This is a genomic window from Candidatus Komeilibacteria bacterium CG_4_10_14_0_2_um_filter_37_10 (assembly GCA_002793075.1).
In the GTDB taxonomy this organism is placed as follows: Bacteria; Patescibacteriota; Patescibacteriia; order UBA1558; family UBA1558; genus UM-FILTER-37-10.
In genome coordinates, this window is record PFPO01000084.1 from 1 (window position 1) to 12527 (window position 12527).

The following is a 12527-nucleotide window of genomic DNA, read 5'->3' on the forward strand; positions in this document are numbered from 1 at the left end:
GGATAGACTTTATAGATTCCCTTATTGGGCTTTTCTGACCAAACTACACTGACCAATGTATTGCTAACTTGCTTGGTAAAATTAATCCAATGAGTCTGCCCACTACTCTGTTCTCGATAATAAAAATCGACTTGATCCAACAACGCTGGATTGTCCACCCCCATTTGCAAGGTATAGGGAAACTCTGAACCAGATAATGTTGTGCCTGCTGAGGGACTGATCCAAGTGGCCTTAATGTACTCTTCACGATTAATACTAACAGTGATAGTCGATTGACCAACGTTCAATAAATCGTCATAGGCTTTGGCTATTAATTGATAGCTGCCATTACCTATGGAATATGGCAAATTAATATTCAAACCGTAGGGCTGACTACTCAACTCACCAACCTCTTGAGCGTTTAGAAATAACTTAATATTTTTAATACCTCGCTGCGCCTCAGCGGTTACGTTGACAGTAAACTGGTTAGCTATTATTTCCTGACCATCTGATGGCGATAAAATGGAAACTGATGGCCGATCTTCTGCTCGATGCAGATTATCAAACTCGCTGGGTGGTAGTTCATTAATCACGTTATGCTCCTGCGCCCATTTACGCACTGGTTCCTCCCAACCACTATACTGCGGATCGCTTTGCGGATCTGTTGGTTCTGGCCCAAGAGGATCACTCTTATCTACAAAATGTAAAATATTATGTACTTGTTTATATGTACGCTCTTCAATAGCGTCTGGGGGGGTATTTTCTGTTGCTAATTTGCCTGTAAATTTATCAATCTTAACTTTAGCTCCGCCTTCGATAAAGCCACCAATCATCGCCTTGTTAGAATTTGTATAGGTTGGTTTGGTAAAAGACGTTACCTCCTTGCTGGCTAAATAATTTTTCATAAAAGCTTGCCAAATAGGTGCTGCTATCACACTACCGTCAGCGCCTCTCTTCATTGTGGCATTATCGCTATTACCCACCCAAACTCCAGCAGCCACTTGATAAGGCGTAAACCCAATCGTCCAAGCATCGTGGTAATCATTGGTCGTGCCAGTCTTAGCAGCGACTGGTCTATTAGGCAGGGTCAGATAATTATTCTCACCAAAAATATACGCTCGGGCACTATTGTCTTGCATGATATCTGCCAACATTCTTACTGGTTCTACTTCAGCAATCCGCCCACCATTATCTTCTTCTAGTTTTTCTAATTGTTTACCAGTGGCATCCGTCACCGCCAAAATAAAACTATAATCTTTTTTAATCCCTTCGCGCGCTAGTGTGGCGTAAGCATTAACATGCTCAATCAATTTAACTTCCCCGCCACCAAGTACTAACGACAAACCAAAACGTGATCGTTCGCCCAATGTGGTATAGCCGAATTTATCAGCTAGATCTAAAACATTAGCCACGCCCGCTAAATACAGCATCTTCACAGCTGGTATATTTAACGATCCAGCTAAAGCTTGTCTAATGCTAACTGGGCCATGCTCTTTCAAATCATAGTTCTTTGGCGCATAATCTTTGGGATTGGCTTTAAAAACAGTATTCAAATCAAAGAGAATTGAGTCTGGCGTAAAACCACGAGTAAAGCCAGTCAAATACACAATTGGTTTAAATGAGCTACCGGGCTGTCGTGGTTGGATGGCGACATTTACCTGACCGGCAATATCATCATTAAAATAATCACGGGAACCAACCAAAGCAATAACTTGACCAGTATTTACATCCAGTGCCACTAGTGCGGCATTGGTAGCTTGAAAATTCTTTTCATTCTTTTCCGCCTGAGCCGTTATGGCCTCTTCGGCCATTTTTTGCGCATCTGCATCAAGGGTAGTGATTACTTTTAAACCACCCTGCTCTACCATCTGATCACCATATTTACTGGCTAAATAATCCTTAACCATCATAACAAAATGCGGAGCGGTAATATTGGTTAGTCTATTAGCAAATTGTAATTCAACTTTTTTTGCTTGTTCTGCTTGCTCCTGATTAATATACTTCTCCGAAACCATTTGATCTAAAATAAAATGTTGCCTATCGATTAAAGCATCCTTATGCGAACCATATGGTGAATAATAAGATGGTGCTTGGGTTAAAGCAGCCAAGATAGCTGATTCAGCCAACACCAAATCCTTAGCTGATTTACCAAAATAATAGTTAGCTGCCGCTTCAATACCATAAGCATTGGAGCCGTACGGTATTTCGTTAAAATACATCTTTAATATCTCATCCTTGCTAAATTTTTGCTCCATACGGTAAGCCAGCACCCACTCCTTGATTTTCCGTGATATCTTTTTTTCATTGGTCAAAATAGCATTCTTCACAAATTGCTGCGTTAAGGTTGAACCACCCTGTGCTTTACTACCAGTAAAAATATCTACTAAAATTGAACGTATGGTACCGCGGAGAGAGATGCCGCCGTGCTGATAAAATTTCTTATCCTCTACGGAAATAGTTGCCCAAATAGCCTCTTGTGGTATGTCCTGAAGTTCAATCAAGGTTCTTTTCTGTTGACCAGAAACTTCATACAGTAATTTTTCGCCTGTTCGATCGTATATTTTCGTACTTTGTGCTACCGAACGATCGATTATTTTATTCGGACTTGGTAAATCCTTGGAATAATATACTACTAAAATTGAAGAAAATAATACCACAACCACGCCGACTAATAATACTCTTTTCCAAAATACTTTACTCCATAATAGTTGCCATAACCTTTGGGAAACTCTTTTGCGATAACTATTAACTTGCACCCTATATGTTTTGGGACGTGACGCCTTAAACAAAGGAGCGGAGCTTTTTATAACTCGCCTTTTTAGTTTGCCTCTACCGTTTTTCCAGATGCGCGGTGAATGAAAAGAAGGAATACTCATAAATATTTATTATTTTTATTTTAACATTTTTTCCCTATTTTGTCATTAAAATAGCACCGACCCCTGGGGTTTGCATAAAAAAACCATTTTTCGTAACTAATATTAGCCAGTTATAATGAAAAAAAATTGACCCCTGGGGTTATAAAAAAATGACTAAATCTTATATATTTTATATAATATGTTAGTAATTAATAACTACTATCAACTATGAAAGTAAATAATGATAAAAAGGCTGTGGCCGCTGTTTTGAGTCGTGGTGTAGCCGAAGTAGTAGTGGAGAAGGATTTAAGAAAAAAACTACTTTCCGGACAAAAACTAAGAATTAAACACGGTATTGATCCAACTTCCAAAGATTTACATTTGGGTTATGCTGTTGTCTATGAAAAGCTAAGACAATTACAAAAAATGGGTCATCAAATTATCTTCTTGATTGGCTCTTTTACTGGTCGCTTTGGCGATCCCACCGACAAAGGTAAGGCTCGCGATCTACGCCGAAAAGAAGACGTGATGGCTATGGCTAAAAACTATATTAAACAACTAAGTAAAATTCTAGACATTGACCAGGTGGAAATCAGATATAACAGTGAATGGTATGACCGTTTTTCCGCTGAAGATTTATTGCGACTAATGTCCAAGTTCACTGTTGCTCGCATGCTAGAACGCGATATGTTTCAAAAAAGAATACAGGAGGAAAGGGAAATATTTTTTCACGAGCCAGTATATCCGATGTTGCAGGGTTATGATTCGGTGATGCTAAAATCTGACCTCACCGTTATTGGTTTAGATCAGAAATTTAATGAATTACAAGCAAGGCCCCTACAAGAACAAGCCAAACAAACGCCGCAGGATTTAATCATGGTTCCTCTTTTAATTGGCACCGATGGCAAACAAAAAATGAGCCAATCGCTCGGTAACTATATTGGTATCACTGATTCACCGCAAGAACAGTACGGCAAAACAATGTCCATCCCCGATCAACTTATTTATATGTATTTTGAGTTATGTACCAGAATTAGCAATAACGAACTAGCAGAGATAGAACAAATGCTAAAAAATAATGTTAATCCGCGAAATCTTAAAGCACAACTAGCTCACGAAATTGTGAGTATTTATCATGGCAACAAAGCAGCAGATAAAGCGGAGGCGGAATTCACGAAAATATTTAAAGATAAAGGTAAACCAACCAATATACCAATGGCGAATTTTCAAATTAATCAATCTTTGCTAGATATTATGGTTGGCGCTGAACTGACTTCATCTAAAAGTGAAGCCCAAAGAATGATCGAGCAAAAAGCTGTTCACATAAATGATGTGCTTGTTACTAGCTGGCGTGATTATCGACCGCAAAGTAAAGATATTATACAGGTTGGTAAACGTAAATTTGTTCAATTAAAATAAGAGGAAAAAAATTGATAGCTCCGGCACTCATCCAGTTCTTTCCACGAGTTAAGTATATTATTTATCAAAAAAAGAAAAAACGTTTTCTTATGACCGGTGAGGAATTTGATCTTATTATGACAGTCAATCAAATCCAGGATCCACAACTGGCCATAGAAGTTATCCGCACAATGTGTTTTCTCCACGACTACGCCTACCATTTAGCCGATAACGATCATGAACAAGCGCTCTATACTATAACTCACTGCAACCAAAACATAACCAGTCCGCAACTGCGTCCCATCGACAATCATTGTCTGCTGTTACCTATTAACAAAAATTAATCCAGCTGATCAAAATCAAAAGCTGGATTTTATTTTGACTAACCAATTATTTGCTATCTAACTACGATAAAATTCAGCAGCTTGCTCTGGTGCGACAGAATTTATTACTAAACCAGACCCGAGCTCGACGCCAGCCCAAATAGAGTCGCGGGGTTGAATTTTAATATAAAAATGTTGCTTTTGGTTGGATATTACTTGATGAAAAAAGAAGTTATAATTCAAATTCAAACTGTGTAATTTGCTAAGAATTAAATGTAAACAGTAAACCATACTGTCCATTTCCTGACTATTAATCTCCATAATGTTATCTACTTGCCGGCGAGTAAAAATCCAAGCTTCATAATGAAACTGTGAAGCATAAGGAGCAAAAGCTACAACTTGGTCGTCCTGATAGATAATCCTGGCTCCTTGCTTAAGTTCATCATCAATAATCTTGCGATAAATGCTACGTCCGCATAAACGCGAGGCTTTGTCGGCTAAATAAAGCTCTTCCGCCACATCTGGTGGTAATAGCTCCATGGCCAATAGCTGTGAATGAGCGTGCATTAGAGAGGCGCCAGCTTTCCCACCGGAATTTTTGAATATTAAAATATAATCGATTTTTTTAATTTTACTGACTTGCTTAGTCCGCTTTTGATATAAAGTTAAAACATTTCTCATTTGCTGTTCTGATAACTCGCCCAAATCTATCCCATGCTGAGGCGTTTCCACGATTACTTCTTGGTAACCATAGGCGGATTTATTGTTTGTACTAACCGCAGGATATTTATTGATAACCGACCAGCAAGACCATTGCTTTTTTACTGCCCCTAATAAATAATCTGTTACTTCCGCTGTAACAATATTGCTAGGACAAAAAACGCAACTACTAATTCTCTTACTTTGATTTTCCGCACGGACATCTCGCGGTCGATTTACCCGGCTGGGCGTAATAATCACGTAACGATTTAAAATATAATCTTTCCTAATTTCTGATTTTAGCATAATACTATTTGATGTTAACAGTTTTTTTATTTTGTTCAACTAACTGTAAATATTTTTGTGAATCTTTTAATAGTTCTACTACTAGACTCTTAGCTCCCTTCATCAAAAAAATATAGAGCGCGCTTCGCCAAGCAGTCCATGATTGATATAAATTAATCTGCTGAAAATCCGTTATCTTAATCTGCTCATAAGGACAACCAAAATATTCTTCTAAAAAAATTCTTTTCCAGTTATATATTTGCTGCTTGGGATGGTAGAGGCGTAACATGAATCCTAGTTGCTGAATAAATGTTCCTAAATCGCGATAGGGATTACCGATAACCACATCAGTAAGATCAACCATACCAGCGCTATTTCGATCCGAGTTGATTATTAAATTTTCTAACTGATAATCACCATGGACTATTGATTTTTTTCTGGGCCAGAATTTTTTTTCATAATAAACTTGTCGCGTTATTAATTCTTTGGCAATTTTACCCCAACGAGGAAAGGTCTCAGCTAATAAATAACACGAACGACTAGCTTGCGGCGATGATAAGTATAAATAACCATTAGCTAAATCAATGTCTTGGTAATCAGCACTACTTAATTGATGCCAATATTTTAACCATTGCGCTGCTAATTTAATCAGAGCGGTTTTATTAGCTGCGTCACTTAATAATAGTTCATGCATTGTCTCACCAGGCACACCCCGATAAATCAAACACTGCTGGGTTTTCAGATAATCAACGGCGGTGGCCACCACCACTATTTTGCTACCAAAATTAGCTCGGGCTAAGTGTTTCATTAGTAAATATGACTGATATCGATTATTATCCGTACTAGCCGAAAAAAAGTAGTCGCAATTTTCTTCCTGACCATCTCGATTAATAAAGTAGAGACGATAACGAATAACTCCGGAGATATTAAAATGACCAATTTTCTTCTTAAAAATCTTTTGTTCTATTTTTACTAAACGTGTTGCCGCTGGTACTTTTGCTAAATTCTTTTGCCAATAATCCCAAGCAAACTGTTGGTCAAATATTTTACTGGTTTCCTGCCGCTGCTCGCTACTGGCGATATGTACCTTTTTTTTCAACCACCAAAAACGACCACCCAAAAGCCCGGTTACTAAATATAAATAATAAGCCCAATCAAATTTTTTCATTTTTTTCTTTTATGGCCTTCTGATAAAGTAAAATGTATTTACTCGCTGGAATTTTCCAGGAATTAGATATTTTCATACCACTGATCATTAGCCGTCGCCACGACTTGGGATACCTAAAATTTTCCACCGCCCGCGTAATAGCCACTAGCATATCAGGACTGTGGTAATGATCAAAGACAAAACCGTTGCCTGTCTTTTTTTCTGGATCATAATTATCTACCGTCTCCGCTAAACCGCCGATCTTACGCACAATTGGCACACAACCATAACGCAAAGAGATTAGCTGATTGATACCACACGGTTCAAGGCGTGAAGGTAATAAAATCATATCAGCGCCAGCATAGTATCTAGTTTCGTGTTTTTTATGAGCGTTATATGATTTAACAGAAAACTGTTTGGGGTTTCTTTTTTCAATTTTCTTAAACTCAGTTATCAAGTTTTTTTCACCATCTCCTAGCAGCGCCATTTGCACTCCTTGCGCCAAAATAGCATCAATGCTTTTTTGCACTAAATCAAAACCTTTTTGTTCCACAATACGCGCTACCATGGCAATTAACGGTTGTCGCGGATCGTTAGTAAAACCACAGTGCTTCTGTAACCAATCTTTGTTTTTGCGTTTTTGCTCAATAGTCAGAACGTTATATTTTTGCTTGATGTTTTTATCCTTCGCTGGATTATAATCATCATAATCAATACCATTAATAACACCAAACAACCGATCTTGTCTATTTTTTAACAATAAATGCAGGTCTTCACCATACTGTTTGGTCATAATTTCTTGGGCATAGTTTTCCGAAACAGCATTAATCAAATCAGCATTAATAATCGCTCGCTTAGCAAAATTTAAATATTGCACCTCTTCACTATCCAAATCTGGTAGGGTTGTTGTACCGCTGTCTCTTTTTTCTTTTGGTACATTCCACCACGCACCATTCATTTGATACATTAAATTATGAATAGTATAAAGTGTTGCCGCTTTATTTAATGTCTTATCTTTGTTTCTTTTTTTTATCAGTTCCGGTATCAATCCCGTATGCCAATCATGACAATGAATTACATCGAAGTGCTGATTTAAAATTTTTAGTAATTCAATAGCGGCTAAAGAAAATAAATAATATCGCGCATTATCGTTACTGGTACCATAAATCTTGGGCCAGCGACCAAAATACTTAGCTTGACCAATAAAATAAATCGGTAAACCCTCGCGTAGGTAACCACGATAAAAATCCACCAATACCTCTTTATTTTCACCGGTTTTAACCGCGACATTACGCTGGAAAATTTTAATCTTATACTTTTTACGATCAATGATCTTTTCATACAATGGGGTGATCACTGTGACGTGCTGCTTCAAACGGTGAATAGCCTTGGACAATGAACGAGTAACAACACCCAAACCGCCAGTTTGCGAATACGGTGCCACTTCCGCAGCAATATGAACAACGTTAATTTTTTTCATCTAATTTTCTTTAATTTATAACTATGAATACCGCAAATAGCCATAGCTAAAGCATCGGCGGCGTCATCGGGTTGTGGTACTTTATCCAAAGCTAATAATAATTTAACCATTTGACCAACCTGGTTTTTGCTAGCAGCTCCATAGCCGGTCAAGCCTTGTTTAACTTGCAGGGGGGTAAACTCCATCACTGGTAAATTCATTCTGGCTGCCGCTAATAAAACCACTCCCCTTGCTTGTCCCACCTTTAACGCCGTGGTCACATTTTTACAAAAAAACAGTTGTTCTACTACCAAACAATCGGGTTGATACTGCTGAATTAATTTATTGATGCCAGTTTCAATAATAAGTAATCTTTGACCAAAATCAAGATTAACTTTGGTCTTAAGAGAACCAAAGGCCATGGCTTTCATTTTATTATCGCTGCTACTAACAACACCGAAACCAGTATCAGCAAAGCCGGGATCGATTCCTAAGACAACAAGTTTTTTTGGTCGCTCCCAGACCATTGGGTTTTAAATAATATTTAAATAATTACAATTCAATATTAGTATAGACTTCTTGAACATCATCCAAATCATCCAGCGCTTCCATTAAGTTCATGATTTTTTCTGGTTCCGCTATTTTGACTTTATCCTTGGCAATATACTCCAAACCACTATCATTAACTGTTAAACCTAGCTGTTCTGCTGTTTCGCGAACTTTATTCAAATCAACAATCTCTGTATAAATAACCACGCCGTCGCTCTCTTGGCTAATATCTACGGCACCAGCATCAATCAATTGTAGCTCTTGATCATCGCTGATACTGACGTTGGCTAAGTAAATAACTCCCCGTCGTAAAAACATCCACATCACTGCTCCGCTAGTAGCTAGATTACCACCCATTTTTGCGATCAGATGCCGGACGTCACCGGCAGTACGATTTTTATTATCAGTAATAATTTCAATAATCAAAGCGCTGCCCGCTGGTCCATAAGCCTCATAGACCAACTCTTCCATAATAGTACTACCATCTCCGCCGCTGCCAGTTTTAATAGCACGATCAATGTTGTCTTTAGGAAGACTATACTTACGAGCTCGATCAATCGCCATTCTTAATTTAAAATTAGCGTTAGGATCAGCGCCGTCTCTCGCAGCAATAGAAATCGCTTTGGCTAGCTTAGTAAACGCGCCACTGCGCTTAACGTCTTTGGCTTCTTTTGCTCTTTTGGTTGTTGCCCATTTAGAATGACCGGACATAAAAAAATTGTTGATTAATTACTTCTTTTATCTACTAAACAAATGAATAATAACAAAAAATAAACGAAAAATCAAGGACCTAAACGAACTTTTACTCTCGACGAAAAAGACAAAATAAACTACAATACTATTATGATTACCCTACAAAAACAGTATCAACTATTATTAAAATCCATTGAGCTTTTGCCACAACAAATTATTGCCGGACGTCAGCTAAAAATTAAAACGTCTTTGATTGCTAAAATTAAGACAGCGGATAATGTGATTGTCTGTGGTATGGGTGGTAGTGCTTTGGGGTTTGATCTGGTGCGACATGCCCTGGGCAGCTACCTAAAGAAGCCCGTCATTATTAATTCTCATTATCACTTACCAGCCTTTGCCAATCAGCGGAGTTTAATTATTTTGGCTAGCTATTCTGGCTCCACAGCAGAAACTATTAATTGTGCTCGGGAAGCTAATAAAAAGAAATTTAACACTATTACAGTTTGTGGTCAGGCTAAAAGTGCTTTGGCTAAAATACCAACAACGCAACTTTTGTTATTTACTGGACAATATAACCCCTCGCAGCAACCACGCTGGGGTATCGGATATTTTATTGGTTTTTTCATCCAATTATTAACTGACTTGGAATGGAGTTTGTGGCCGACTAACAAAATCACAACTGATTTTATTAATGAATCAGTAATTAGTGATCCAAAAAATAAACAAAATCTTGTTCACCGACAACTATTAATCATTGCCGGCGAACACCTTATTGGCAATGCTCATATTCTCAATAACCAAATTAATGAAACTGCTAAAAATATCAGTTATTGGCTAACCTTGCCCGAATTAAATCATCACTTTCTTGAGGGATTAGTTAAGCCCCGGGGTCTTGTTAAGGAAAAACTAGCTGTGATTTTTCTGGAAAGTAGCCTTTATTCTCCAGCGATAAAAAAACGCCTGCTGCTAACCAAGCAAATATTTCATAAAAATGGGGCTAAGGTAATTTCATTGCAGACGCTGGCAAAAAACATCTGGTTAGACAGTTTATCCACATTGCATTTAGGTGCTATTTTGTGCTATGATATGGCTAGATGGAACAATGTTGACCCGATGAAAATTCCGCAAGTAGATTACTTCAAGCAACGCCTATCCCATCATTAAAAATTTGAGTATGAGGGAGGAGCAATCCTCTTTTATATATACCCCATGCCTGGATCAGCTTCTTGAAGCTTTCCAGTGAAATCCTCGTTTCCATGTTTGACGAGGATTTTTTTATTATCTAAATAAAATGTTATAATATGATTATGAATTTCCTCAAAAAAATAAAAGGTTGTTATTACTGGTTAATTGATTACCGCCTTGATTATCTGCTACTAGCGCTACTGGTTATCATGCTATTTACCTGGATACAAATGTCGCCAACTTTTTTAGATCCTGATTCTTTTTACCACGCCAAAGTCGCCATGATGATGAAAGAAAACTTAGTGATTGAAAAATTTGACTGGCTGCAGGGCACCAACCTTGATCAATACTATACTGACCATCATTGGCTCTACCATCTCTTATTAATACCCTTCGTTACTTTCTTACCGCCATTGATTGGCCTTAAAGTTTTTCAAGTCATTATTGTTACAATTTTAATACTCTATCTATACTTTTGGTTAAAAAAGAATGATGTTACTTGGCCATTTTTCTTTATCCTAATCATGCTTTCTTGCTTGCCTTTTATTCATCGTCTTAGTTTGGTCAAAGTACCAGCGCTATCTATTATGGCCTTACTGATTGGCCTTGATCTAGCGCAAAAATATAAATACCTCTGGCTCTTCGTCTTAAGCGCTATCTATGTTTGGCTTTATAGCGGTTTTTTATTACTACCGGCCATTATTGCTCTCTATATATTGATTGATTTTTTCAATACTAAATATCAAAAAAATAATTTGCACACATCCTGGCAAAATGCAAAAAACTGGTTACAAAACAAATTAGGATTCCAAGGCGGATTGCACGGCAGACGCTGGCTGCTATTACTAAGTAGTTGTGGTGGTATTATCGTTGGTTTTATTACTCATCCTTATTGGCCAAAAAATTTACACTTCTACTACGAACAAATATTTAACATTGCTCTGAAAAATGTAAATTATCAAAAAATGAACGTCGGTGCCGAGTGGTATCCGTATAATATTCTTAATCTACTTAGTGATGCAGGCCCAATTTTTGTTATTTTAGCTCTGAGTATTTTAATTTTGATTTTGCCAAAAATAAAGGCCAGTCTACTATGCAAACAAATGGGCGGTTTAGCTCTTCTTTTCTTCATTATGACTTTATTTTCCCGTCGGCACGTTGAATATTTCGTACCATTTACGGCACTTTTTGTCGCTTTGCTTTGGCGTGACCAGAAAGAATATATTAATTGGCCGCAACTAAAGAAATGGCTAAACAAAAAATATCTGTACGAAAATATTTTTATCGCTTTGCTGGTATTATTACTCTTTGTTTTTGGAAATAATGTCTGGCAAATCAGAAAAGCGGCCATTGCCGGTATTAAATTTAATGAATTACAAAATGTCAGTACCTGGCTAGCACTACACACGCCGGACAAATCTTTAATTATTAACGACCGGTGGAGTGATTGGCCAATGCTTTTTTATCATAATACTAACAACAACTATCTATTTGGTTTAGATCCACGATTTATGCAAGCTAAGTATCCTAGCCTTGCCCTTAAATACACGCGATTAGTTGCCGGTGAAAATTCAGATGTTAAAAATATTATCAAAGACCAGCTGCGCGGTGATTATTTGTTGGTTAATAGCAAAAGCGAAAAGTTTCAATCGGTCATTGACGACAATATCTATTTACGTAAAGTTTATCAAGATCAAGAGGCGACAGTTTATCAAATACAATAAGTTTAATACCAATCATAAACCCTGTACCGTATGGTACAGGGTTTATTTATTCTCTAAAAGAATCTAAAGTCTTAACGAATAGAACCGTTGATTTGACTGATAACGAAAGTGGCAATGGAGAAAGCGCCAAGTACGATCACGAGGCCAATAACACCATTGATGATATACTTACGGCCTTTAGTTACTTTGTCTTCGTTACCGCCAGCAGTCATCCACATAAAACCACCGATT

10 protein-coding genes are annotated in these 12527 nt (G+C 37.5%); 4 read left to right on the forward strand and 6 right to left on the reverse strand.

What is annotated here, in order from left to right; genetic code table 11:
- Positions 1–2735 (reverse strand): hypothetical protein (locus tag COX77_04255; GenBank protein ID PIZ98504.1); only part of this gene is annotated, 2735 nt, incomplete at its 3' end.
- A 327-nt stretch (positions 2736–3062) separates the two neighbouring features.
- Here COX77_04255 and COX77_04260 point away from each other — a divergent pair.
- Positions 3063–4253: a tyrosine--tRNA ligase gene (locus COX77_04260; protein PIZ98505.1), complete on the forward strand. Its 1191-nt coding sequence runs from the start codon at positions 3063–3065 to the stop codon at positions 4251–4253.
- Positions 4254–4264: 11 nt separating this feature from the next.
- On the forward strand, positions 4265–4576 hold the full coding sequence (locus tag COX77_04265) for a hypothetical protein (GenBank protein PIZ98506.1): 312 nt from the start codon (positions 4265–4267) through the stop codon (positions 4574–4576).
- Positions 4577–4633: 57 nt separating this feature from the next.
- Here the strand turns inward: COX77_04265 and COX77_04270 are convergent, their stop codons facing one another.
- The 5 genes from COX77_04270 to COX77_04290 are packed head-to-tail and all read right to left on the reverse strand — an operon-like array spanning position 4634 to position 9405.
- Positions 4634–5560 carry a hypothetical protein gene (locus tag COX77_04270; protein ID PIZ98507.1) on the reverse strand — a complete coding sequence of 309 codons (927 nt, stop codon included), beginning with the start codon at positions 5558–5560 and terminating at the stop codon, positions 4634–4636.
- A gap of 4 nt (positions 5561–5564) precedes the next feature.
- Positions 5565–6707: a hypothetical protein gene (locus tag COX77_04275; GenBank protein ID PIZ98508.1), complete on the reverse strand. Its 1143-nt coding sequence runs from the start codon at positions 6705–6707 to the stop codon at positions 5565–5567.
- On the reverse strand, positions 6694–8166 hold the full coding sequence (locus COX77_04280) for a hypothetical protein (GenBank protein PIZ98509.1): 1473 nt from the start codon (positions 8164–8166) through the stop codon (positions 6694–6696). The genes COX77_04275 and COX77_04280 overlap by 14 nt, the downstream gene beginning before the upstream one ends.
- Complete coding sequence (locus COX77_04285) at positions 8163–8672, reverse strand: crossover junction endodeoxyribonuclease RuvC (protein PIZ98510.1); 510 nt, start codon at positions 8670–8672, stop codon at positions 8163–8165. The genes COX77_04280 and COX77_04285 overlap by 4 nt, the downstream gene beginning before the upstream one ends.
- Before the next feature lie 25 nt (positions 8673–8697).
- The gene (locus tag COX77_04290) at positions 8698–9405 is read right to left on the reverse strand and encodes a YebC/PmpR family DNA-binding transcriptional regulator (protein ID PIZ98511.1); all 708 of its coding nucleotides are present in this window, start codon (positions 9403–9405) and stop codon (positions 8698–8700) included.
- A gap of 132 nt (positions 9406–9537) precedes the next feature.
- Here COX77_04290 and COX77_04295 point away from each other — a divergent pair, with 132 nt between their 5' ends.
- Positions 9538–10551: a hypothetical protein gene (locus COX77_04295; protein ID PIZ98512.1), complete on the forward strand. Its 1014-nt coding sequence runs from the start codon at positions 9538–9540 to the stop codon at positions 10549–10551.
- A 137-nt stretch (positions 10552–10688) separates the two neighbouring features.
- Positions 10689–12296 carry a hypothetical protein gene (locus COX77_04300; protein ID PIZ98513.1) on the forward strand — a complete coding sequence of 536 codons (1608 nt, stop codon included), beginning with the start codon at positions 10689–10691 and terminating at the stop codon, positions 12294–12296.
- Positions 12297–12527 lie beyond the last annotated feature (231 nt).